This window comes from Saltatorellus ferox, assembly GCA_007751475.1.
Taxonomy (GTDB): Bacteria; Planctomycetota; UBA1135; order UBA1135.
In genome coordinates this window covers 5,315,850-5,341,526 of sequence record CP036434.1, presented here as the reverse complement: position 1 = coordinate 5,341,526, position 25,677 = coordinate 5,315,850, and the positions used below count along the sequence as shown (strand labels likewise).

Sequence of the window (25,677 nt, the reverse complement as noted above, 5' to 3'; positions counted from 1 at the left end):
CTTCCCCTGCGACCCCGAAGTGGGCACGGAGATTGCACTATCTCCGTCATCACCCCGGCGGCGACTTGACCCGCCACCTGAACGCGTGACAATGGCGGCAGGAGCGTCCGTTCCAGCGCCGCCCACCGCTCACCACCCCCCAACTCGCACTTCCGTCCGCACGGACACTCCTCGTTCCACACCTCCGTTCGATACCCTCTCGCGACTCCGTTCTTCAGGATCTGTTTTCGGATTCAGCTTCCGGACCCGGTCCGAGGGCGCCCAGGCAGCGTTCCAGCGGCCACCTCCTCGGTGGCCGGATCCTGCCCTGGCGAACGATGGCGACCCACTCTCTTCGAGTTCCTATGAGAAAATCCTTCCACCTTCCAGTGAGCCCCCAGGGGATCACGGCCAACCTCTTCCCGGGAGCCGGGCGAAGGGGCCGCGTTCTGGCAACCGGAGTCCTGTGCGCCAGCCTGGCCGGCTTAGGGCTGTCCGGCTGCAGCGGAGCGTCGGGCGTGGAGCCGACCTCGGCGGACAACCCCTCGACCGGGTCGAGCTTCTACTTCGGTGATCTGAACTCGGGCGGCGCCGCCTCGGAGTTCCGTATCGCCAGGATGGCGTACGGGCGCCTCGTGCAGGTCCAGGCACTGGACAACGAGGGGATTCGTCAGACGATGGCGTCAGACTTCGTCATCAACCAGAACCTCGTCTCCGACGACCTCAACTACGAGTTGACGGTCAGCGGTGTGACGGGCCAGGAGACGCTCTTCATCAAGCGAAACGTGGACATTCCCGCCCAGCGTGAACAGTTCCTCGATCTCCTCAAGGCGGCCGGCGAGGGGCTCGATCCGATCCAGGTTCAGGACCTGGCGACCACCGGGACGTACTCGATGCTCCCCCGGAATGCGGCGCTCGTGATCGTCTTCGACGATCTCGTCCGGCCCAGCACCGTGTCGAACCGGACGATCGAAATCGTCGAGGGCTACCCGCCCACGGCTCCGTTCGAGGCGCGCGTCTTCCCTTCCGCCCACTACGGTGGAACTGCCAGCAACGGCGCCTTCTACCCGACCCGCGTGATCGTCGACCTGACGACGAGCTTGATCGAGAAGCAGCTCTCGGGCAGCTCGGCGCCGCTCAACGGTGTCGGCCTCGGAGCCAGCATCGAGTCGAACATGGCCAACGTCCAGGTTCGGATCCCCACGGTCACCAACCCGTCCATCGGGCTCACGAACGTTCTGACCAACCTCACGAACCACGCGCTCGCCACCACGGGCAACGGTCCCGTGGACTTCACGACCAACTCGCGTCCTGTGACCCGCGCGCTGCGTTCGGGTGGTCGCGCGGGGATCGTGTCGGATCCGTTCAACGGGTTCCTCCGCGATACCCTTCCGCCGCAGGTCCTCGGCGCGACGCCGATGAACATCGTGGCCGCGCCTCAGCAGGTTCAGGCTGACCCCGCTGATACCGGGTCCCTGTTCTTCATCCTCCCCGAGGTAGAGCTTCCGTCCGAGCTCTGTGGGCGAGACGCTCTGACGTCGGCGGACTTCATCTCTCAGCCCGGGCTCTTCGCTCGCGTGGTCAAGCCGGCCGGCCTCACGCCGACCCAGGCGCAGGCTTACGTTCCGGATGGCAGCGGAATGCTCTTCAACCTGCCCGTGGAACTCGTCTCCTTCCCGCGGGAATGGGATGGTCCGAAGGATTGGGAGCAGTTCGGTGCGATTCAGTCGAACCTCGAGGTGACGTTCGAATTGGGCGATCCCGCCGAGTGCTTCGTTCAGGTCCTCCCGCGTCCCACTGGATACCCGAACAACCCGACCGATGGCGTCACCACCTCGTCGATCTTCACGCTTCGTTTCAGCGAGCCGATGGATCCTGAATCGCTGACGGCGTTCGACTCGGTCACGCTCACGCGTCAGCTTCAGAGCTCGTCCGGCGCCCCGCTGTCCACGTCCGATTTCGTCGTGGGGGAGCTCAACCAATCGGCCACGCTTCGCGAGGTGACCTTCGTTCCGGTCCTGAACCTGGCTCACCTCTCGGGTGTGCAAGAGTCTTACTACTTCAGTCTTTCGGACAGCGGTGACGCTTTCCCGCCGCGCGACCTGGCCGGCAACATCGTGGCCGCGATCCCCTCGATCGAGGTCACCGTCGAGCCCAGCGAGCCGTCAGAACTCAACGGCGGACGCGTCAGCCGCTTCGCCAGCACGGACGAGGAAGTTCCGCTCGGCGGCTTTCCCGAGTGGGGTGGTCAGATCCAGATCGACACGAACCTCCAGACGATCCGGCCTCGTCCGGTCGTTCGGACACAGGTCGTGATCGACAACCAGGAGCAGGCGCTTCCCGCCCAGATGACCGCGTTCCCTCCCGGCGTCGTGACTCCCTTCTCGCCGTTCGGCTCGAAGATGCAGACGGTCTGGCGCTACTCGGACTGCGGCTTCTCCCTGACGGACCCGAACAACATCAACATCGATGTGGAAGGGCTCTGGTGGGTTCCCACCGGTGGTTCGATCAACCCGGACGCCTTCGAGCGGTTCGAGATTCGTCTGTCGCACTGCCGTTACGCTCCGGACGAGTTGATCAATCCGAGCAGCCTCTTCCCGCAGTTCCAGAACTCGGGGCTCCGCCCGGTCTACACGGTCAACATTCTGGAGAACGAGGTGCAGCGCGTCGTGCACCCGCGGCAGCTCGGCTACGTGATCGATCAGGCAGACGTTCGAACCACGGTCAACGGCACGTCACTCGTTCCGTTCCCCCTGAACCGCAACGTTCCGGACGAGGACAAGCGTTACTTCACGTGGCGCGACACGCGAATTCGCGATCGCTCCGGTCCCGGCAACGGGGGCCTGGAATCGGAAGCCTACTCGGCAGCGCTGGGCCTCCCGCCAGCGCCGAACCTTTACTATCGTCCCGGCGAGATCCAGACGATCGGTCTTCCGCTCCTGATGGAGTTCCGGACCTCCGTCGACCTGTCCTCGGCGGGCCAGAATGCCTGGCTCCTGAACCTCGCGGTCAACTCGTCCTCCAGGCCGTACTTCCGCGCCTTCTCCACCGGAGGCGTCAACACGGGGGGCGACCAGGTCTTCATCGACCCGGAGAACGAGGATGCGGCGAACGGAGGCTTCTCGCCTGGCTCGAATCCCCCTGGTGCACCGACTTTCGGGCGAGACAACACGTTCCATCTCGGGGCGATCGACTACGTGGCACGTATCAGCCTGGCCCACTCGATCTGGTTCGAAGCCGTGATCGAGTCGGAGGGCGCCAGCTCGTTCGGTGGCCGCGTCTACAGCGAGCCGACGGTCGAGCCTGACGCGACGGTGCAGCCGATCGGAACGAGCGTCGAATTCTCGTTCAGGGGCGCGACCAACATCGTGTTCGACAACACCACCAGTATTCCCGGGGCAGGCGATAACTACAGCGGTGGCGACGTCACGGTGACGGGCGAACTCGCGGACTACCAGTACGATGCCTCGACGCTCGATCTGTACGGTGACTACTACAACGACAAGGACATCACTGACGCCGGCGGCAGTCCAGTGCACAACCCGAACCAGGACCGGGACAACTTCGGTATCTCGTTCCTTCCCGGGTTCACGGATCAAGCGGCGTGGCGTGACTCGGTGACTGACATCTTCGGCGCGCGCTACTACCAGGTTCGGATCACCTTCTCAGGCAATGTGATCACCGGGCAGGCCCCGCAGGTCTCGGCCTTCGCCTTGACCTGGGAACGGCCGTAGTCCCCGTGGCTTGAACCCATTCCTGGCCCCCCCCTGACCCTGCGGGAGCAGGGAGGGACGAGGGATAGGTTCACGGCAGCCTCCGATTCGCTGTACCGTGCATCTTGGCACGGCACTTCTGACGCTCCCCGGTGGGGCCCCTTCCATCATCGCCGAGGCGCCCCCCCAGGCGTCGTCGGCTCCTCTGGCCTCTGGCATTCCTCAACCCGGTCCTTCTTGTCGACCCCCCCCTCGACCGGGATTTTCAGCACATGTTTCGACAATCAACTTCGACGGCACCATCCATGGATCGATCTTCGCCCAACGCGCGAACCACTTCGCGGCGCCCCCTCGGCATGAAAGGAGCCATCGGGCGAACCCTTCTGCCTGGCTCGGTCATCACCAGCCTGCTTTTCGCCTCGACCGGAGCGGTTCTCTTCACGGGAACGCTGACGGGTTGTAGCGACAGCGCCACGGGCATCAACGTGGACCCCCCGACGGATACGTCGGAGTTCGCGGTTCGCGGAACTTCGGTGATCAACGGCGCGGTCTGGAAGCTGAACCGTGAGATCTTGATCGAGTTCACGCAAGATCTGGACTTCTCGACCGTGTCTCCCAGCACGATTCAGATCGTGAACACACTGGGGGTTCCCGCGATCGGAACGTTCAGCGAAGCAGGTCCCCGGACCGTTCGATTCCAGCCCAAGTGCCCGACGAACGACGCCAACAGCGATGGCGGCCTTCAGCAGGGTCAGACCTATCGCCTGACGGTGGTCGCCCAGTCGACCGCCGGTATCGGCGGTGGTGTCACGGTGCAGAACACGGCGGGGGAGCGGCTGGAGACAGGACTCAATGTCAGCTTCACGACGCCGACGTCGAACGATCCGCTCATTCTCTTCGTCGACGTCGTCGCGGGGCCGCCCCAGGTCCGGATCTTGAATGAATCCGATCCGGAGCCCGATTCGCCCGAGGATTCGGGGGTCTCGTACGTGGAGTTCGGTGTCGATACGGGAGAGGTGGAGTACTTCCGCTTCAATCCAAGCGTTCAAAGGGGAGTGCTTCCCGTGGACCCTTCGGACCCGATGATGGAGCGGTACAAGGTACCCCTCAACTTCTACAGCGACACGGATGAGCAGTTCTCGGTCGTGCTGAACTTCAACCAGCCGATCATCGCTTCGTCCGACAACGTCAACACGGACAAGATCCGCCTCCAGTACTTCAACGACTCACAGGGCCAGTGGCTGCGGGTTCCCGCGAGCGTGGCTCTCATCGCCAACTGCACCGCGACGGGCGCGGCGGTTCGCGTGACGCCGACGGGAATTGTTCCCCAGGGGGCCGAGATGCGTATCTCCCTCCGCGAAGGCTTCCAGGACCTGACGGGCGACAACGTGCAGTCAGAGCAAACCTCCTTCGCCTCGTTCTCCTCGGTCCTCGCCAATCCCGACGGCGGGGTGGGTGAAATGAGCGACGGAAGCGACGAGATCCTCGAGCGCTTCACCGTGGGTGGAACTCTCCCTGGTTCGCTGGAAGACACGGGGATCGCCTCGTCGCAGCCCCGGGCCAACTGGGGCAACTCCCAGTCGCCGGGCGCACTCTCCGCCTCCTTCGACTTCGACGGAACTGGCGGCATCGGCGGCGAGTTCGACGTCCTGATCCTGAACGGTCAATCCGTGTTCATCAACACCGACTCCGACACGATCACCGGCACCACCGGTGTCGCACAGCCCGTCATCAACGGGCGTCTGGATGTGCGCAACCTGACGATCGAGCAGGGCGGTCGCCTCGTCTTCCTCGGCCCGAACACCGCCACCATCCTGGCGACCGGCAACATCGACGTCGCTGGCCTGATCTCGATCAACGGCGGAGATAACTTCGGTGTGGGGTCCCTCGGGACCGCCAACCAGCCGGAAGAAGGCGCTGCAGGCCAGGCCGGCGGCGGCCGCGGCGGCGTTGGTTCGGTCTTCACCTCGCAGTCGACGCCCGCGGGTACGTCAGGCTTCGGAGCTTTCGAAGTCCCCGGTACCGGTGGCGGCGGCGGTGAGACGACCTACTCTCCAGTCGGTCCGTGCGCCCTCGAGAACCGTCGTGGTGCAGGTGGCGGCGGCGGCAGGCTCGGTAGCCCGGTCCGCTACGTCATCGACGGCTCGGCCAACACGGTCCCGGCGATCTGCCAGATGCTCGTGGGCATGGATGGGGAGCCTGGCTTCCCTGGCTCGCAAGAAGGCACGAGCGCTGTGACGGGAACCGGACCGGCGAACGGCGGAAGGCTTGCTCCGAGCCCGTTCGTGGATTCGTCCCCGAACAACGATTTCTTCGGCACGATGATCACCGCCAGCGGACTTCAGATCCGTGGTGAGCTGAACCGCGTGTGGGCTGGCTCTGGCGGCGGTGGCGGCGGTGACGCCGTGACCTCCGTGAGCTTCCCCCGTACGCCTTTCCTGGCCTCGAACGACGAGAAAGGCTCCGGCGGCGGCGGCGGCGCGGGGGGTCTGCTGATCCTCTCGATCGGCGACATCAACGTGGCGTCGAGCGGTTCGATCACCGCGGACGGCGGCCATGGTGGCGGTGGAGAGAACACCTCGTTCTTCGACCGCATCGGCGGCGGTTCCGGCGGCGGCTCTGGTGGTCACATCATCATGTCCAGCGCGGCCACGATCACGATTGCTGCCGAATCGACCGCGACGGCCACGGGTGACTTCTACAACGACGACCTCGGTATCGCAATTCACGACAAGCGTCCGGTCCGCGCACTCGGCGGTCAGGGCGGTGCAGGCCGTGAGGACCGCTGCGGCTCCGGCGCAGACGGTGATACGAACTGGCGAGCGGACGCTATTCCTCAGTCGGCCTTCGAAGGTCGCGACGACGTTCCGCCGCTCTCCATGAACCCGCTTCCGCCGACCTTCAACTGGTGCAACCAAACTCCGGGCGGCACGCTGTGCTCTGGCGTCACGGAGGCTCCGGAAGGGACGGCCTACGGTGCAGGTGGTGACGGGGGTCCTGGCATCATCCAGCTCCACGTTGCGGACCCTGACACCCAGCTCCGGTTCGGTCCAACGCAGACCACGGGCTACGCAACGGCAGGGGTGGACGTCACCCGTTCGATGGTGCCGCCGCCGTACGGTTGGAGCAACCCGACCGATCGCCCCGACATCCTGATCCCGTTCTTCAGCTCGCGTTCCGAGTCGTTCTCGCGCTGGATTCCGCTGGGCCTTGCTCGACTGAATGGCGATGGCTCGACCAACCCGGTGGAGTTCGTCTTCGAGGGTACGGACCCGGCCGATGGCTCCGTCCTTCGGAGCGGTACGATGGCCCAGGACCTTGCTCCGATTCTGCCCTTCACGGTGGTTTCGGCGGGCGGCGGCATCCCGTCGGTCGTGGCCTCGACGGGCACGCTGAACGTGTCCGGTGGACTCATCGCGGACCCCAACGACCTCTACAAGCGCAACGCTCTTCTGATGAGGGAGTTCGCTCTGCGACTGAGGGGCAGCGGCAATCTTGCTGATGTCAGCGAGTTCGACATCGTTTCGGCCGAGTACGACACCGTCAACGATCTGTTCTCGATCGTCGTGGACACGCAGGGTGAGACGTTCAGAAACGTCGTCACAGGCTTCGCCAGCAATGGTGAGACCATCGAGGCGGAGATCGTTCCTTACTTCTTCCGACTGCTCAGCGATGGCGTGGAAGACCTGTTCCCGACCAACACGGACATCAAGGTGCTGTTCGATGCAACGATCGAGGACCCGCTGACGGGCCTTCCGAGCGCGAATCCCCAGGCCGCGTTCAGTAGCCGCGTTGACCTGGTTCAGATGGACTTCGACATCCGGAATGGCTTTGCCGCGGATATCTCTGTGCTGAATGACCCGGTGGCAGAGCAGGGTCAGACGGATCCGTTGACGCTTCCGATCGGCACCGAGACCGTGGCGTGGGACTTCATCCGCTTCAAGGTCGAGTTCAACATCGCTGTCAACGGTCCCGCGTCCGCCCAGTCGGCGCGTCCAGGGCTCGACTTCGTCCGGATCCCGTACCGCTTCTAAGCGACTCGGCAGCCACGGGCCCGACCAGCGTTCTTGGTTTAGGCCTTCGGCATGAATGCGAGGGCCCGTCGATCGTACTTGCGATCGGCGGGCCCTCGGTCTTTGATGACTCCATGGCGCTCACTATCCCATTCGACTCGGTCGTGCACAGGCGTATCGATCGTCCGCCTTCGCGGCCCACGGGCTCGCGGCTTGGCTGGGCCTTTGGCTGGGCCGTGCTCTTGCTGGCGGCGAGCTGTGGACGCGACCCACAGCGAGTGGAGGGCTTCCTCGAGCTGGTAGATGTCCTGCCCCGCCGTGCGTCTGGTTCCTCGTTGGAACCGATCCGATTGAACGACGACCTGCGCCTGGTCTTCAGCGAGGCGCTCGATCCCTCGACCGTCACGTCGGACTCCGTGCAGCTCTGGAACAAGGCCACGGGGCGTCGAGCGGTAGGGCGCTGGCTGATCGAGGGGCGCGAGCTGATCTTTCAGCCCAGAGGGCCGCTCAGAGCGGATCTCCGGGACGGCGGCTTCGAACCCGGGGCGGAGTACGTCCTGATGCTCGGGGGGTTCCCCGAGCTGAGCGGGCCGCGCTCGTTCGAGCGTCGTGGACTCCGCTATCCGATTCGACATGAGTTTCAGGTCGTCGCCCCCGGATCCGCTACGTCTTCGGCGGCGGGTGACGGGGCGGACGGGGCTCCGATGCTGCGGGACGCCTCCCCGGACCAGGCGGCACGGGTCGAGCTGCGGCCCGGGGACGACGGGAAGAGTGGGGGGAGGCCGCTTCCCTGGAATCAGCCCCTGATCCTGGCGTGCGCAGAACCCCTCGACCCGAGGTGGTTCCGGCCGGAGGACTTCGAGGTGCGAGAGCATCGCTACCGGCGCGGACTGGAACTGAACCTTCCTGCGGTCAGCGGCGAGACTCCGCGGATCGTGGGCGTGAGGTCGATCGAACTCGTCCGCAACGAAGATGAAGACGTGAAGGACCCGGCGGTCGGGGTTGCGGCGATCCTGAAGGTGACCTTCGAGGACAACCTGCCGTTGAGCGATGGGAGCACCGGTCTCTTCGAACTCGATCTGAAGCGCGGGGCTCGTCCGGGCGGGGGGATCCTCGACTTCTCGGGCAAGCCCGCCTTTCGAACTCCGATTCAGTTCTTTGCGGCGAGACAGGACGCCTACTTGCCCGAGCGCAGAGGCAGCTACGACTTCGAATTCCTCTCCGCCGAGGACTTCACGCCCCTCCTGGATACATCCAGCGACGGCACCGCGCTCTGGTCGGACACGGGCCGGCTGGAAGTCCGCTATCCACGAGCCGCCGGCGACGGGAGCGATGGGCGCCAGGTTCTGGGTTCGCGTTTCGATGGCGCCGATCTGCACGCGACTCGCCTGACGATTCCCGAAGGCACGGAAGTGACCCTTGGGGCACCGGGCCTCGTGGTGCTGCGGTCCCAGGGCCGCATCGACATCGAGGGCGTTCTCCGGCGCAAGCTACCCGAGGGAGAGGAGCCCGTTCCCATGTGGAATCCGGCCGCGGTCCTGTCGTCGGCCCGAACCTCGTCGCTCTCGGATTGGCTCGAAGAAGCGGCCAGGCAGGATTCGGCCTGGACCGTGATCATCGCGGGGGGAGATCTCGTGGTGCGGGGACGTATCGCCGTCGATACGCCGTTGCTCCTCGTGGCGGGTGGCATGATCCGCGGCTCCGTCGTGCCGGGTGCCGCGCGGAACCAGGTCTGGCTGCTGGGCGAGGGCGGATTCGCATCGATGCCGGTCGACTCGGACAATAGCGCCTTCGCGAACTGGTCTCCGCCGCTCGTGATCGACGAGCCGCTCCATAATCAGCTCGTGGTGCCTCTGACGTTCGTGGCGCTCTCCTCGGAGGTGCCCAAGGAGGTGGCTCCCAGAAACTGGGATGCACCCCAGGTCCTCGGTTCCAGGGGGCCCGGGGGGACCTTTCGCGTTCAGTTCCTCAAGCCGGACCGGCCCTTGCCCGGGGGCGCAAGGAGGTCCGGGGAAGAGTGGCTTCAGAGCGCCGTCCGCCATCCTGAGCCGAAGGGGGTACTGCTGGAGGGCGGGGAGGTCGATGTAGAAGGGGGACGGGTACGCATGAGGATCGAACTCCAGCTTCTCCCGCCTGCTGTCCCCAGGAACCCTGGCCCCTGGATCCCTCCCTTCGTTGACCGCGTCCGACTGTTCTGGACCCCCGATCCCCGATGACGACTCCATTCGTTGCCCTTTGGGCAGACGGCCCCGGCAGCGGCGCCTTCCTGGCGCTTCCCCCCATGGACACCGCGTTCTTCGGGGTCATCTGGTCCATTCTGGGCCTCTTCGTCGGGTCGTTCCTGAACGTCTGCATCTATCGCTTTCCGGAGGAGGACCTCTCCGTTTTCCGTCCGGCGCGCTCCCATTGTCCAAAATGTGACCGCCAGCTGACGTGGAGCGAGAACATCCCGGTGCTCTCCTGGCTCTTCCAGCGGGCCCAATGCAGAGGCTGCAAGGCGCCCATCCACTGGCGGTACCCACTCGTCGAACTCCTGGGCTGCGCGGTGTTCTACGCCTCCTGGCGCATGGCTCCGACCGGCGCCTACGGGGTCCTGATCGTGAGTTCCGTCGTGCTCGCGGGCCTCATCGTTGCGACCTTCGTGGACTTCGATCGCTACGAGATCCCCGACCAGGTCTCGATCGGCGGAATGTGGGCGGCCCCCGTGGCTTCCTGGCTGGTCCCTGCGCTCCACGCGAGCGGACCCGTGGCGCTCTCCATGGCGGCCGGCGGCCAGGTGGACTCCGTGGCCGCTCTGGCGGAGTGCTTCGCAGGGATGGCCCTGGGTGGGGGCTTCCTGTACGCCGTCGGATGGATCGGCTCGAAGCTCTACGGAGTCGACGCCATGGGATTCGGGGACGTGAAGCTCATGGCCGCAGGAGGCGGTTTCATCGGCGTGAAGGGCGTCGCAGCGGCTCTGATCATCGCCGTGGTGGTGGCTTCGGTCTTCGGAATCTTGAATATGCTCCGCTTCTACCACGTGGTCAGGAGCCGCCAGCGGCGCAGGAAGACCGTGAATCGCGGCGTGATGGACGCGATTCGGACGGCACGAATCTTCGGCAGATATCTGCCTTTTGGCCCCTATCTCGCCCTGGGTATTGGAATCGTCCTTCTGGATTGGAAGGATGTCCTGACTCTGCTGCCGTTCGGACTGTGATCCGGGCGCCGGTCAGGGGGCGTGGGGGGGCCGAGGGTCCTCTCCTGCGCGCTCCTGCCGGTCAAGTCAGGCTTATCCACTTCGAGGGGAACCCCATGAATCCGCACACCATTTCCGCCGCCCGCCCGTTTCGCCGACAGCTGTTTCCGCAACTGGCCTCCATCCGTTCCATGGCGCTCCTGCTCGTGGCCCTGCCGGTCCTCCTTCCGGCCCTGACGAGCTGCGTTTCCGAGTCCCAGATGCGGATGGCCGTCGAGGACCGCGATCGCGAGATCGCCACCCTGCGCTCCGACAAGACAGAGCTTCAGGAGCGCCTCGACCTCCTGAGCTACGAGCGTGACGACCTCCGCATGCAGCTTTCCTCGGCGGAGTCCCGCATGGCGACCGCCGGACCCAACGAGGCCGCCTTCGTGGCCCCGCAGACCACCGAGTTCGTGGCGTTCCCCGAGCTCGAGGAGCTCGGCATCACGACGGGCCAGCGCGGGGTCGACACGGTGATCTCCGTCCCGGCCGAGGTGACGTTCGGCTCAGGGAAAGCCACCGTCTCCACCGGCGGCCGGAGCGCCCTCCAGAAAGTCGCGGCGAGGCTCAAGTCCGACTTCGACGAGGGCGCGCGCTTCTACATCGAGGGGCACACCGATGCTGACCCTATCCGCAAATCGAAGTTCGCGTCGAACCGCGAGCTCTCGATCGCCCGCGCCATGGCGGTTCTCGAATTCCTCGTCACCGAGGGCAAGGTTCCGGATCGCCGCTTCGTGGTCGTCGGGCACGGCCAGTACGACCCGATCGCGGCCAACGACAACGCGAACAAGTCGAAGAACCGTCGCGTCGAGATCGTCGTGAAGAACGTGAACTGACGGAAAGATTTTCCCGTTCGAGGACGGCCCGTCGAAACCAGCAGGTTTCGGCGGGCCGTTTCATTTTAGTCCTGAGCCGAGGCTGGCCGATGCAGGAGTGTCCAGCATCCCCTCGACCCCGCTCGACTCATGATTACGATGGAAGAACTCCTGGCGCTCCTGGTGCGCCAGGGCGGCTCCGACCTCCACATTTCCGTTGGAAGTCCGCCGCGCGTGCGCGTCAACGGCACTCTCATGCCGGTCGAGCACCCACCGCTCGACGGTGAGACGACACGCCGTCTGGCGACGAGCATCCTGAACTCCGAGCAGATCGCGCGCCTCGACCGCGATCTCGAGGTGGACTGCTCTTTCGGAATCGAGGGCTATGGCCGCTTCCGCGTGAACACCTTCTACCAGCGCGGAGCCGTCGCCTGCGTTCTGCGCGCGATCCCGACCGGGACGCCGACCTTCGAGCAGCTGGGCATGCCCGCTGCCGTCTGTACCCGGATCTGCAACCTCGCGTCCGGCCTCGTGCTCTTCACGGGCGTGACGGGTTCGGGCAAGTCGACTTCGCTGGCCGCGATGATCGACTACATCAACACCACGCGGAACGATCACATCATCACGATCGAGGACCCGATCGAATTCGTCCACCAGCACAAGCGTTGCATGGTGACGCAGCGCGAGATCGGCGACGACACCAAGGGCTTCAAGGCGGCCCTGAAGAGCGTTCTGCGCCAGGACCCCGACGTCGTTCTGGTCGGCGAGCTTCGCGACCACGAGACCATCGAGGCGGCCCTCACGCTCGCCGAGACCGGTCACCTGACGTTCGCCACGCTGCACACGTCGGACTGCGTCCAGACGATCAACCGGATCATCGACGTGTTCCCTGCCGACCAGCAGGACCAGGTGCGGACGATGCTCTCGTTTACGCTCGAGGCCGTCTTCAGCCAGAAGCTGGTCCCTAACTCCCGCGGGGACGGTCGCGCGATGGCCTCCGAGATCATGATGGCCACGCCCGGTATCCGCGCGCTCATCCGCGACGACAAGGCGCATCAGATCTACTCGCACATCCAGACCGGTGCATCGCTCGGCATGATGACCATGTCGCAGTCCCTCGCCAACCTCGTGACGTCGGGGGCGGTCAGGCTCAAGGAAGCCGAGCGCGTCCTCTCGGACACCAAGGAGCTTCACAGCGCGCTGAAGGCCGCCTGACATGGTTGCGATCTCGTCCAAAGTCAGAGGCCTTCTCGTCGACGAGGGCCTCGTCTCCGAGGAGGCCTGGAACAAGGCCGTCGCTGCCAAGGGTGACCCGATCGAGGCTCTCCTCAACGGGGGAGAGCTCTCGGAACCGGCGCTCATGGAGATGCTCGGACGCGCCGCAGGCATCGCTCCGGTGGACCTGCGTCGCGTCGAGTTCGATTCGTCCGTGGTCGAGACCGTGGCTCCCGAGCTCTGCCGCGAGCGAGCCTTCATTCCGATCGCGCGCAACGGCAACGTTCTGACGATCGCCGTCTCCGATCCCTTCGACGTCCTCCTCTTCGATGATCTGAAGCGGATGACGCACTGTCATATTCGGCCCGTGTTCTCGCACCGGCCGATGGTGATGGCGGCGCTCAACGCCCAGCAAGGTGGCGCCCAGTCCCAGGTGGACAACCTGATGGACGAGGTCAAAGGGGCGGAGGACCTCGAGGTCAAGTCGGACGAGGGCGAGGCCGAGGACATCGAGTTCAACGCCGTCGGCGAGGACGCTCCCGCCGTCAAGCTGGCGAACGCGATCGTGCTCCAGGCGCTCAAGGAAAAGGCCAGCGATATCCACGTCGAGCCGGGCGAGAAGAACGTCCGGATCCGCTTCCGCGTCGACGGCCGGATGCGCGAGGTCATGCGCGCGCCCAAGTCGCTCCTTCCGGCGCTCTCCAGTCGCCTGAAGATCCTCGCGCACCTCGACATCGCCGAGCGCAACGCGCCCCAGGACGGCAAGTTCCGCATCAAGTACCAGGGACGGACGATCGACTTCCGACTCTCGATCCTGCCGGTGGTTGGCGGCGAGAAGTCCGTGATCCGAATCCTGGACGGCGGCAACCTCGCGCTCCGTCTCGACGCGATGGGCTTCGAGCAGAAGTCCCTCGACGACCTTCAGGTCGCCATCGATTCGCCCTACGGCATGCTCCTCGTCACCGGGCCGACCGGTTCCGGTAAGTCGACGACGCTCTACTCCTGTGTGAGCGCCGTCGCGACCCCCGAGGTCAACGTGACCACGGTGGAGGATCCGGTCGAGTATCGAATGGACGGCATCAACCAGGTGCCCGTCAACCCGAAGCGAGGCACGACGTTCGCCGGCGCGCTCCGCTCGATCCTGCGACAGGACCCCGACATCGTGCTCGTCGGCGAGATCCGCGACCAGGAGACGGCCAACATCGCCATCAAAGCAGCGCTCACGGGGCACCTCGTGCTGTCCACGCTGCACACGAACGATGCGGCCGCGACGATCACGCGTCTCATCGACATGGGCATCGACCCCTTCATGGTGTCGAGTTCCATTCTCTGCATCTGCGCACAGCGACTCGGTCGCCGCCTCTGTCCGAACTGCAAGGTCCGGGTCGAGGATCCTCCGAAGGAGGAGTTCCTCAAAATCGGCTTCCTCGAAGAAGACTTCGCGAAGCCGATCGAGATCTTCGAGCCCAACCCGAGTGGGTGCGCTCGATGTACGGCCGGCTACAAGGGCCGGTTCCCGATCCTCGAGACCCTCTCGATGTCCCCGCGGCTCCGCCGCATGGTCGTCGAGGGCAAGTCCAAGGACGATCTGAAACTCCAGGCGATCGAGGAGGGCATGTTGACCCTCCGCCGCGTGGGCCTTCTCAACGTGCTGAGGGGAATCACGTCGGTCCCCGAAGTACTCCGCATCACCCTCGACGACTGACACCTCTCATAAAGGTCCCTCCAGCGAGAGGCATAGAATCCAGTGGCTGAGTTCAAGTACGCGGCAAAAGACCCGGGCGGTTCCACCGTCGAAGGCACGATCTCTGCGGAGTCCAAGGCGGACGCCGTCGCGGAGCTTCGTAAGAAGAATCTGATCATCCTCAAGCTCGACGAGGGGGGCGGGCGTAAGCGTCCGTTCCAGCGCGCCGAGGCGGGGAAGCCGGAGCGCGGATCGAAGATCAAAGCGAAGGCCAAGAAAGAGGAGGTGGTGATCTTCACCCGACAGCTCGCCACGATGGTGGGCGCGGGCCTCTCACTGCTCGAATCCCTCGAGGTCCTCGGCTACCAGGCCGACTCCAAGGGCATGGTGGCGACCTGCGACTTGCTCGTGGACTCCGTCCGCGGTGGCTCCGACCTCTCTGCAGCGATGGAGCAGTGCCCGCGCGTCTTCACTCCGCTCTACGTGAGCATGGTGAAAGCGGGCGAGGTCTCCGGTCAGATGGACATCATCTTGGACCGCCTCGCTGACTACATGGAGGCCGCCGAGGAGCTGTCGCGCGAGATCAAGTCGGCGATGACCTACCCGGTCATCTCGATGGTGCTCGTGCTCGGTATCACGGTCTTCCTGATGATGGGGGTGGTGCCGACGTTCAAGAACGTGTTCGAGTCGATGGACGCAGACCTTCCCGCGATCACGCAGTTCGTGCTAGACCTCTCGAACTTCCTGCGCGGCAACGCGGCGCTGGTCTTCGGCGGCTCGTTCGCCGCCGCGGTCGGGCTCGTCATGTTCAAGCGGACTCCCGCCGGGGTCCGCACCTTCGACCGGCTGCTCCTGCGCCTGCCCGTCTTCGGAACCCTGTTCCAGAAGGTCTGCCTGGCCCGATTCAGCCGTACCTTCGCGACCCTCGTTCGCTCGGGTGTTCCGATCATGGCCACCCTCGATATCGTGGCGGCGACCTCGGGCAACTGGGTTCTCACGAAGGCGGTGCTCGCTTCGGCCGAGAGCGTTCGCAACGGTAACCTCCTCTCGGAGCCGCTCTCCGAAGAGAAGATCTTCCCGCCGATGGTCACCCGGATGATCGCGATCGGCGAGCGGACGGGTGCCCTCGAGACGCTGCTCGAGAAGATTGCCGAGTTCTACGACAGCCAGGTGAAGGCCCAGGTGAAGGCGCTGACGAGCCTCATCGAGCCGCTTCTGATCGCCTTCATGGGTATCATCGTCGGCGGCGTCGTTCTGGCCATCTTCATGCCGATCCTCAACATGGTCAGCAACCTGTCGAACCAGTAACCGAGTGCCTCGTTCCTCGCCCGTGGGGCAGGAAATCGCCAGCAACGGCCGCGCCTTCCACTCCGTGGGAGGCGCGGCCGTTCTTCGTGGCGCCCACAGCCGGAACCGAGGGGATTCCCGGCTGCATTTCGACGAGATTCATTCTCCGACGGCTCAAGAACGCCGTCACGGCTCGCCGATATCCCCCGTGGCGGCTGGCTTCACCAGTCAGCCACCGTGAACGGTCTCCGCGGAGGGGACCGCCACGTTCGAAACCGAACCTACCAACCGAGGGACCCCTCCGCGGGGCCCAGGAAGGCTTGCCTTCCACAATCAGGGAATCTTGGAGAAGATGAACCGCAACAACAACAAAGCAGGCTTCACGCTCATCGAGCTGATGATCGTGGTCGCCATTATCGCAATCATTGCTGCCGTCGCGATCCCGAAGCTCGTGAGTGCACGTATCTCGGCTAACGAGAACGCTGCAGTCGCAACGCTTCGTTCGATCGCTGCCGCGCAGCAGCAGCTTCAGTCGTCCGCAGCCATCGACACCGATGCTGACGGCGGCGGTGAGCACGGCTACTTCGGCGAACTCGCCGGTACCGCGCCGATCCGTGACTTCAACGGTGGTGCGCCGGCTATCGGCCTCGTCCAGCTCGACCCGACCTACCTTCCCGTCGCCTTCGGCAACGTGATCCCTGACGGCAACGGCCAGGGCATCGTCGAGCGTCAGGGCTACTACTACAAGATGTTCCTTCCGAACGCCGCTGTCACGAACCCGATCGGTGGTGTGGCTGAGGCAGGCGTCGGTGGTAACCCGGGTGTCCTTCCCGGCGGTTCGAACAGCGAGATCATGTGGTGCTGCTACGCTTGGCCCGTCCAGGCGACCAAGACCGGCAACCGTGCCTTCATGATCAACCAGGCTGGCGACGTCATCGCGACCCAGAACCAGGCAACTGGCGCTGTGATCCCGTACAACGGTGTCGCCGGTGCCACGGTTCCGGCCTTCGATGCTGCCTTCAGCACGCCTCTCGACATGGGCTCCGAGCCCGCGCTTTCGACCGTGGGCCTCCTCGCCCAGGACGGCCGCGTCTGGACGCCGGTCGGCAACTGATCGCCTGACCAGAGTCTTGGCCGACTAGCGGCCTAGCGCATGGGCGCTCCTCGCTTTGGCGAGGAGCGCCCATGTTTCGTTCAGGCCCTTGCGCCGAGCTGGAGCCCGAACAGCCGGGCCGTGTTCGCCGCGGTGGTCTGGGCCAGCGCTGCAGGCTCGACTCCGCGCTCCCGGGCAACGAAGCGAAGCGTATCGGCGCAGAACGCCGGCTCGTTGCGCTTGCCGCGGTGGGGGACAGGCGCCAGGAACGGCGCGTCCGTCTCCACCAGCAGCCGGTCGTCAGGACACGCGCGCGCCGCCGCCTGATTCGCGCGACTGCCAGGGAACGTCACGATCCCGCTGAAGGAGATGTAGAGCCCGGCTTCCAGGTACGGCTTCATCTCCTCCTCGCCCATCACGAAGCAGTGCATCACGCCGCGGACGCCGGGGAACTCGCGCACGAGCTCGATGGTGTCGTCGTGTGCGTCACGGGAGTGGATGATGATGGGCTGGTCCAGCTCGCGGGCGAGCGCCAGGTGCCACCGAAAGGAAGCGAGCTGCGCCTCGCGCGGCGCCCACTCCTTGAACCAGTCCAGGCCCGACTCGCCGACAGCGACGCAGTCATCCCGCTCGACGAGAGCGCGAAGACGCGCGCACGTCGCGTCCCCGAAGGCCGCGGCCTCGTGGGGATGGAGTCCCGCGGTGCCGTGAAGTCCCGGATGGCGCGACGCCAGGTCGAGCGCCACCTCGGACGTCTCGGCCGTCGTCCCGACGACGATCATCCCCAGCACGCCCTCCGCCGAAGCGCGATCGAGCATCGGCCCGAAGTCTCCCTCGAACTCCTCGCGGAACACGTGGCAGTGGGAGTCGAACAGCGCGAGCTTCCCCGCGTTGGCGTCGGCGGTCATCGGCAGTTGGTCTGGACCATGTCGTCCAGGAAGCGCGCCATGTTCTGGTCCGACTCGTTGCGCAGGACTTCCTGCAGGAGCGCGCACGCGTCCTCGCTCGGGAACCCCTTGATGATCCCCTGGGCCGCCTTGCGGCGGAGATAGCCGTCGCCCGTCGACTCGACCAGGGCTTCCTGGAGGGCGGCGCGCGCGAGCGGATCGTCCCCGTGGTCGCCCAGCTCTTCCAAGGCCACGTACCGCGCGATCGGCTCGAGCGCGATGTTCATCGCGACCTCGGACATCATGGGAACCGGGCTCTCTCCCGTCCGTTCGCAGGCCGTGATCCAGGCGCGCGCGTAGAACTCGTCGCTGGGCGCCGTCTGGAAGGGGCGCCCCTTGCGTTCGAGGTAGGGGCGAGCCCCTTCCATGAGAGCGGCAGGGTCCGTCTCGGCCAGGAGCAGGACGGCCTCGGCGCGATCCCCGAGCCGGTAGCCATAGGTGAACGAGAGCGACTTCAGGAGCCCGGTGGCTTCCTTGGGCGAGACGCGCGCGCCGATGCGCAGAAGCGTACGGCGCGGATGGAAGTCGTCCCCCTGGAAGCGAGTGAACGCGTGGAGCGCGGCCCAGCCCACCTCGGGTCGATCGTCCTTCTCCAGCGCTTCGATCCTGCGCTTGTTGAGGATGAACTGGCGGTCGTGGTGGTCGCTGGTGAGGTCCTCGCGGAGCGGCTGGAGTTCCCCGAGCAGCTCGTAGATCTCGGCGCGGTGCTCGTCCGCGATCGGGAGGTCCCTCGGCATGAGCTCGTAGGGGTTGATCTCGAGCGCGTGCTTGCTGAACTCCTTCGTCCCGACGAGCGGCTCCATGAGATCGTCGTCGCCCGGGGGGAATAGCACTTCGTCCGAGCCCGAGCGAGTCGGTGGCAGCGCCTGGATGCTCGCCCAGTCCTCCTCGGAAATGCTGCCGGGGCGAGGGCGGTCCCTCCGCGCCACCGGGGGAGCGATCTTCAGGCCTGCCGCGTTCGACGACCCCGTGGACTCGCCTTCGGCCCTCTTCGAATCCGTGGAGTCGGCCGCCGCCTCGGTCGTCGGGGCGTTCGCGTCTCCGTGATCCAGCCCGTCGCAGCCGGTGGTTCCCACGGCCAGGACGGCGAACAGCATGAACGCGGCGGCGGAGTTCACGCTCCAGGGGCCGCCAAGGCTGGCGCGCCAGCCCGAGTCGGGCTCGGCCTGGGCGTGCGACCCACCTGCGGGCGGATTGTGCGAAGTCGCACGATTCGGGCCATCAAAAGGGACTTGGAACATTCTTGCGGGGCGAATCGGGTTGGATCGAGATTTGCTTGTGAGCACACGGCCTGCGGCTGATCCCGTGCGGCAGCACAAACTTCTACCGCCATCGGCGGCGGTAGGGGACAAGGGACTTGGCAAAGCTGCCATCCCCGTCGCAGTATGTAGGCCCCCCAACCGAATCAGCTCACCCCACGACCCGTTCCAACGGGCCCGGACGGGCTCGCTGCTCGCCCCCGTTTGTGAGGAAGAACAAGTAGTCTTCCCGCCCGAGGGCGATAGCGCTGTCTCTCCTGCCCCCCCGGGAGCGTTCCCGCATCGCGAGCCCAGGCCCCGTGCCGACCGCTCTCGACCCGACCCTTTCCTCCGAGCTGCTTTCTCTCTTCTGGCCAAGAACCAGCGCCCCACGGCCGACCACGGGTCTCTCCCGCGGCCAGGGCTATCTCCACCAAGAATGACCATGCGATTGACGCGTCCCGCCGCTATCCGGCCCTCCGACCAGGAGTCCCACCGTGTGCGGCCCCAATCGGGTGACCAGCCCGGTTCCCTGTCGAAGAGCCTCTCCAGGGTCCAAACCCTGGGTCTGGCCATCAGCACCTTGGGCCTCGCGGCCAGCCTCTCCGGCTGTACCGGTGCGGCGGGTACGGAGTTCTCCGGCGACCTTTTCATCGAGTCATGCTCCCTCGCATGCACGGACGGGGCCTCCGGAGCCGCGGTTTCCTGTTCCATCGTCGACGTGACGGAGAACCAGGAGATCTCGGTTCTCTTCTCCGAGCCCATCGATCCCGCGACCGTGAACGCCTCGTCGCTCCAGGTCATCGACGTGGACAACGGCACGACGCCGGACGGGCTTCGTTTCGTGGATCCGCTCAACCCCAATCGCGTGATCTTCCGGCCGACCGTTTCGTTCGAGACCGGCGTGAACTTCTCGTTCCTGCGCAACCGCAGCTACGAGATTCTGATCCCTGGCGTCGCCCAAGGCGATGCAGGCCCCTACATCCGTAGCATCGTGGGGCGGCCCAACCAGAGCCGCCTGCTCTGCACGGTGGACACGTCCCAGGGCGTGTCCGACACCGTTCCTGGCGATCCGAGCGTCGAGGTCTTCGTCGACACGCTCACCCTGGACACGAGCGGCAACCCGATCCTGGACGGCAACGGCAACCCCGTGCTCACGCGCAAGCAACTCGGCGCGGACTTCGCCACGAAGGTCGAGAACATCGCCCTCAACTCGAACGTGTACTTCGAGTTCAACGAGCTGATGAACCTCCCGACGGTCGCGAACAACCAGTTCATGACGTCGCCCTTCATCGCCGTCGAACTCGACGGTGACGGCAACCTGGCCACCGCCGGTTCCGATCGCTCGCGGATCGAAGGAAACTACACGGTCACCGTCGATCAGGAGCTGCTGACGACCTCGCTCGTCTTCGTCCCCTCCGGCGGCTTCCCCGCGGCCTCGGTCGACGATCCGATGCCCGCCCTGATCACGGTCCGGATCCCGGCCAGCGTGGTCGACATCGTCCAGCGCCCGGTGACCACCGCGACGGGGGGCGGAACCCTGGTCGGCGTGGCGGAGCGCATCGAGTTCGAATCGGTCTTCATTCCCTCGGAGGCCGGAGAGTCCTTCGACCTCTCCGCGGGCACCCTCGGTTCACAAGAGGCCGAGAACATCACCGGCGCCCTTTGGGGCGGTGGCGTGCTTTCCCCGGGTGTGACCGGTGGTACCGGCCGTCACGGATCGCTGCGGATCGCGACCGGCCAAACCGTCATCCTGAACACGGACAGCCAGGTCTTTCCGATCGATGACTTCGTCGGACTCAACGTCATCGGCAACCAGGATGCGATGGGTGACTACCCGCGCACGATCACCGAGACGAGCGGCGTGTTCGAATTCACCACGCTCCAGATCGCCCCGTCGGGAACCCTCATGTTGACGGGCTCGAAGCCGGCTCGAATCCTGGTTCGCGGTGAGATGATCGTCGAGGGGTCGGCGCTCATCGATCTCTCGGGTACGTCCGCTCCGGTCTGGAACTCACTGGAGATCGACAACGACGACTACTTCGCGGCGAACCCGGACGACTTCCCGGCGGGCGGTCCCAATGCCGGCCCCGGCGGCCTCGGCGGAGATCGCGCGGATCTGGGCGGTACGGACATCGTCCCCATCGGCGGCGTGGCCAACCCCAACTCCGTTCGAAACGGCCGACCCGGCGTCGGCATCGGTCTGGGCACGCTTTCGGGTGACCCCGGGCGAGGAAACGGCGGAGCGGAGTTCCCTGTGGCGCTCCCGGCCAGCAACCCGTTCGGGTATGGCCTCAACGCCACCTTGCTGGCTGGCCTCAACTTCAACATCGGACCCGACCCGCTCGGTGTGGTCGGAGGAACCGTCTGTTCGAGCGCCCAGCTCGGCGGCGTCGGCAGCGGCGGCGGCTACGCGCTCCCCGGCGGCGTGGGATCTCCGAATCCAGAGTTCCCCACGGCCAACTTCCCCGTGAACGGGCAGACGGCACCGGGGGACACGTTCAGCCAGACGACGGTCAGCTTGGCGATGGAGAACATCGACAACATCAACTACTCGCGCCGGATCCTTCGCTGGAACGAAGGCCACCTTCAGGGCGGCGCCAGCGGCGGCGGCGGAGGCAACCACACCTACGGAACGCTGTCGGGCCTGACCCCCGTCACCACGACCTGCATGGGTGACTTCATCGTTGGACTCACCACCTGGCACGACCACAGCGCCGGTTCCGGCGGTGGTGCAGGCGGCGCGGTCGAGCTGCTCGCGGGTCGTTCGATCAACCTCGCTGGCGCCGTCAACGCCAGCGGCGGCAACGGCGGCAGTGCCATCTCGGTCCAGCAGTCTCCGGGGTCGTTCGCAATGCCCGGCGGCGGCGGTTCCGGTGGAGCGGTCCGTGTTCGTGCGCCCCAGCTCTCGATCGGTGCGAACGCTCGGATCAACGTCTCCGGCGGGGCCGGCGGTATCGCTCCCTGGGCCAACTTCGCCACGGGCCAGACGACGATCGGCGGTGACGGAAGCCCCGGACTGATTCGACTCGAGGATGGAAGCGGCACGATCAGTTTCATGGGCCTCGCCGGCAACGTGCTGCCATCCGGTCTGGAGTCGGATGTCCTCAAGTTCCTGAGCGTCGCCCCTGGCTACGTGATGGCGGACCCGAACAACGTCGTCACCCTGCGGCCGGATTCGATCAGCGGCGCTGGATCTTGCTGGTTCCGTCCTCCGGGACCGTTCCAGTCCCTGGGCGCCCGCGAGGACGACCCGATGTCGAATACCGTCGAGTCGAAAGGCTGGACCATGGACGTCGTGACGGCGACCGGTTCCCGTCCGTTCCGTGGCTCCGACGACGGCAGCCCGAGCTGGGAAGAGGAGCACGGCAACCTGCTCGGCTACGACCTGGGCATCAACGAAGATGCCTCGCCGATCGTGGTCCGATTCCAGGGAGCGCGGTCGATCGGCCAGACGCTTCTTAGCCCCTGCGACATCAACATCGACGAGTTCCCGAACGCCCAGATTCAGACGGGTTCGCTCACGCCGTGGGTCTCCCATCCCGCTGACCTCGAGCAGCTGCTGACGAGCTCGGGCGCGCCGTTCACTCCGACGATGATTCGCTATATCGTGATCTTCGACAAGACGATCGATCCGGTGAACTCGGATACCCCGGGTCAGATCCTGATCGACGAACAGGTGATCGGCGTCGACAACCTGCGGATCGAAGCGGACCCCCGCTGATCGCACAGGCTGGGCAAAGTTCCATTTTGCCCGCTGTTCGATATCCCTGGCACATCCGCTGACGCGGATGCGCGTCAAGTCCCTGGCGCATCCGCTGACGCGGAGGCGCGTCAAGTCCCTGGCGCATCCGCTGACGCGGAGGCGCGTCAAGTCCCTGGCGCATCCGCTGACGCGGAGGCGCGTCAACCCAGGCATGGGGCAGTGTCCCCTTGCTGGTGGTCACGAGCGCAGCCCATCCTCGGCCCTCAAGGGGTCGGGGGTGGGCTGCGCTCGTTCTGGGCGTGTCCCGCACGGAGTGCGGTCCTATGCTGGTGGGACGATGGACGACACCAGAAGCCTTCGGGCAGGACTCGTGGTCTTCTCGGCCGACGAGATCCGTCGCTCACTCAGCCTCGAGATCACGGACGGCCGTATCTCGGGCTGGGAGCCCGTGGCTGAAGGCACGCTGACGCCCGAAGAGCGCGGGACGATCCTCGCGCCCGGCCTCGTCAACGCCCACGCGCACCTCGACTTGGGAGCTCTCCGTGGCAAGGTCCCTTCGACCGGCAGCTTCACGGACTGGGTAGGGCGCGTCGTCAGCGCGCGCGCCGAACTCTCCGCCCTGGCGATCGCAGAAGGCGTCGTTGCTTCCGCCCGGGAAGCCGTACGCACCGGCACGACATCGGTGATCGATATCGACTCGACGGGTGCGACAGCGGCGGCGCTCGGCTCCTGTTCCGTTTCCCGGGAATCGAGAGCGCGTCTACCCCGAGTGACGATCCTGGCCGAGGTGCTGGACGGTTCGCCTGCGGGCCGATCGGCCCGCACCGAAGCGGCGCTGGAACGAGCCCGTGCGGCGATCGAAGCCGGGCAGGGTCTCTCGCCGCACGGAAGCCACACGGTGGGCGATGACCTCATGGCCGAGCTCGGAGCGATGCGCCAGCGCGCTGCAGCGGCCGGGCGACGCCTGCCCGTGGCCGTGCACTGGGCGGAGACGCGAGCCGAGACGGATTGGCTTCTTCGCGGTGAGGGGCCATTCGCAACGTGGCTCGGCCCGAGTCCGTTTCTGTCGGGGACCGAACGGCTCCAGCGCGCAGGGCTACTCGAACATTCCCTCGTCATCCACGGGAATGATCCCCAGGCAGGTGAGGCGGCGCGTCTCGCAGCGATGGATTGCACCCTCGTGCACTGCCCGGGTAGCCATCGGTTCTTCGGGCGTGAGCCCTTCCCTCTTGGCACCTACCGCGCACACGGCGTGAGAATCGCGCTGGGAACGGACTCCTGGGCCAGCAACGAACAGCTCGATATGCGCAGGGAATTGCGTCTCGCCCGCGAATCGCTCGGGCTCGATGCGCCGGAGGTCTGGCGCATGGCCACGGAGAACGGCGCGTACTGTTTCGATGACATCTCTGTCACCGGGCGAATCGAAGAGAATGGGGCGGCGGACATCGTCGCCTACGTTCATCCCCGGATGGGGGAAACCAGCGATCTAGGTGCTCTGGAGGCCACGTGCCTCGATGTCTTGACCCGGGACGAGCCGCGCATCACGGGCGTATGGGTGGCAGGTCGAGACTTTAGCTCCGCTTGAGACCATAAAGAGCCGCAGCCACGCGCTATGGCGATGGCAGCTCTGACCTTATGGTTGGGGCCCCGCGAGGCGAGTCTCGAGAGCCGAGTCATGCCGTGTCCCCCCTGACTTACCTGATTCGATCGTGTCCCTGATGTATGAACCGCCGCCAGTTACCGACGATCAGCTCCGCGCGGTCGAGCTGCTCAAGAGTTCCAAGCGGATTCTGCTGACCGGCCACGAGCGACCCGACGGCGACTGCGTGGGATCCCAGGCTGCGCTCGCCTGCGCCCTCGGCGCCGCCGGAAAGTCCGTGTTCGTCATGAACGTGGATGCGCCAGCTCCCGTGTTCTCGGAGCTCACGGCGCTCGCCGATTTCCGAGTCGACTCGGGCGAGTCACTGCCTGAGCACGATCTCGTCGTGATGCTCGACGGGGGAGACCTCTCACGTACCGGGGCCTTGCACGATCGGCTCGCTCGCGCTCCCTCCAGGAAGCTCGTGGTGGATCATCACCTCCACGATGGTGCCGCGTGGTGGGACGAGGCCTTCGTCGATACGAGCGCGTCCGCCACGGGGGTCCTCGTTCGCCGCCTGTGCGCCCACCTCGGCGCCGAGATCAGCCCCGGCGCGGCGCGCGCCATCTTCACCACGCTCGTGACCGACACGGGCTGGTTCAAATACTCGAATACCGACGTCGAGACACTGTCCATTGCCGCAGAGATGATCTCGCTCGGCGTTCGCCCCGCCGAGGTCTACGGTGATCTCTTCCAGCGTCAGCCTCTGCAGCACCCGCTCAAGCTGGCCGGAGCACTCGCGCGGACGACCTATTTCGCCGACGGAAAGATCGTGCTCCTCGACCTTCCCCTCGGGCCGGATGGACTCGCGATGGACGTCGACTCCGACGTGGCGTTGGACGTCGTTCGTTCGGTCGAGGCGGTCGAGGTGGCGCTCGTCGTGCGCGAGATCGGCCCGCGTCGCTGCAAGCTCTCGGCGCGCTCGAAGGGAGCCTTCGATGTCCAGAAGCTCGCCGCGCTCTTCGGGGGCGGAGGGCACGTCAAGGCCGCGGGGGCAACGATCGAACTCAACCTTCAGGATGCTCGCAGTCAGCTCGTGGAAGCGGCGCTCGTACGCCTTGCCGAAACCGAGGAGCGCAGGAGCACTCCCAGGACTGCCGCAGACGCTGCCCGCCAACCTCGCCCCTGAAT

The 25,677-nt window shown here is 65.7% G+C and carries 14 protein-coding genes; 12 read left to right on the top strand and 2 right to left on the bottom strand.

Features of this window, described 5'->3' with window-relative positions:
- Positions 1-344: 344 nt before the first annotated feature.
- From Poly30_RS19070 to Poly30_RS28705, 9 genes are all read left to right on the top strand, one after another.
- Positions 345-3,713 carry an Ig-like domain-containing domain gene (locus tag Poly30_RS19070; RefSeq protein WP_145200888.1) on the top strand — a complete coding sequence of 1,123 codons (3,369 nt, stop codon included), beginning with the start codon at positions 345-347 and terminating at the stop codon, positions 3,711-3,713.
- 335 nt (positions 3,714-4,048) lie between these two features.
- Complete coding sequence (locus Poly30_RS19065) at positions 4,049-7,726, top strand: Ig-like domain-containing domain (RefSeq protein WP_145200885.1); 3,678 nt, start codon at positions 4,049-4,051, stop codon at positions 7,724-7,726.
- Between the two features lie 113 nt (positions 7,727-7,839).
- Complete coding sequence (locus Poly30_RS19060; protein WP_145200881.1) at positions 7,840-9,921, top strand: Ig-like domain-containing domain; 2,082 nt, start codon at positions 7,840-7,842, stop codon at positions 9,919-9,921.
- Positions 9,918-10,901 carry a prepilin peptidase gene (locus Poly30_RS19055; RefSeq protein ID WP_145200878.1) on the top strand — a complete coding sequence of 328 codons (984 nt, stop codon included), beginning with the start codon at positions 9,918-9,920 and terminating at the stop codon, positions 10,899-10,901. Before Poly30_RS19060 ends, Poly30_RS19055 begins: the two co-directional genes overlap by 4 nt.
- Before the next feature lie 170 nt (positions 10,902-11,071).
- On the top strand, positions 11,072-11,758 hold the full coding sequence (locus Poly30_RS19050) for an OmpA/MotB family protein (RefSeq protein ID WP_419190386.1): 687 nt from the start codon (positions 11,072-11,074) through the stop codon (positions 11,756-11,758).
- Positions 11,759-11,896: 138 nt separating this feature from the next.
- Positions 11,897-12,952, top strand: a complete 1,056-nt coding sequence (locus tag Poly30_RS19045; protein ID WP_419190385.1) for a type IV pilus twitching motility protein PilT — start codon at positions 11,897-11,899, stop codon at positions 12,950-12,952.
- 1 nt (position 12,953) lies between these two features.
- A complete protein-coding gene (locus tag Poly30_RS19040) occupies positions 12,954-14,657 on the top strand; it encodes a GspE/PulE family protein (protein WP_145200869.1) in 1,704 nt (567 codons plus the stop codon).
- Between the two features lie 42 nt (positions 14,658-14,699).
- Positions 14,700-15,944 carry a type II secretion system F family protein gene (locus Poly30_RS19035; RefSeq protein ID WP_145200866.1) on the top strand — a complete coding sequence of 415 codons (1,245 nt, stop codon included), beginning with the start codon at positions 14,700-14,702 and terminating at the stop codon, positions 15,942-15,944.
- 331 nt (positions 15,945-16,275) lie between these two features.
- Positions 16,276-17,037 (top strand): prepilin-type N-terminal cleavage/methylation domain-containing protein, encoded by a 762-nt coding sequence (locus tag Poly30_RS28705; protein ID WP_419190384.1) that lies wholly within the window; start codon positions 16,276-16,278, stop codon positions 17,035-17,037.
- 80 nt (positions 17,038-17,117) lie between these two features.
- Here Poly30_RS28705 and Poly30_RS19025 read toward each other — a convergent pair whose 3' ends face one another.
- The gene (locus tag Poly30_RS19025; RefSeq protein ID WP_145200863.1) at positions 17,118-17,924 is read right to left on the bottom strand and encodes a TatD family hydrolase; all 807 of its coding nucleotides are present in this window, start codon (positions 17,922-17,924) and stop codon (positions 17,118-17,120) included.
- Positions 17,921-19,204, bottom strand: a complete 1,284-nt coding sequence (locus Poly30_RS19020; protein WP_145200860.1) for a hypothetical protein — start codon at positions 19,202-19,204, stop codon at positions 17,921-17,923. Before Poly30_RS19020 ends, Poly30_RS19025 begins: the two co-directional genes overlap by 4 nt.
- Before the next feature lie 442 nt (positions 19,205-19,646).
- On the opposite strand from Poly30_RS19020, the gene Poly30_RS19015 reads away from it, so the two are divergent.
- The 3 genes from Poly30_RS19015 (at position 19,647) to Poly30_RS19005 (ending at position 25,675) form a co-directional block, all read left to right on the top strand.
- Complete coding sequence (locus Poly30_RS19015; RefSeq protein ID WP_145200857.1) at positions 19,647-22,925, top strand: Ig-like domain-containing domain; 3,279 nt, start codon at positions 19,647-19,649, stop codon at positions 22,923-22,925.
- A gap of 319 nt (positions 22,926-23,244) precedes the next feature.
- Positions 23,245-24,492 (top strand): amidohydrolase family protein, encoded by a 1,248-nt coding sequence (locus tag Poly30_RS19010; protein WP_419190383.1) that lies wholly within the window; start codon positions 23,245-23,247, stop codon positions 24,490-24,492.
- A gap of 133 nt (positions 24,493-24,625) precedes the next feature.
- Complete coding sequence (locus Poly30_RS19005) at positions 24,626-25,675, top strand: DHH family phosphoesterase (protein ID WP_145200851.1); 1,050 nt, start codon at positions 24,626-24,628, stop codon at positions 25,673-25,675.
- The last annotated feature ends 2 nt before the right edge of the window (positions 25,676-25,677 follow it).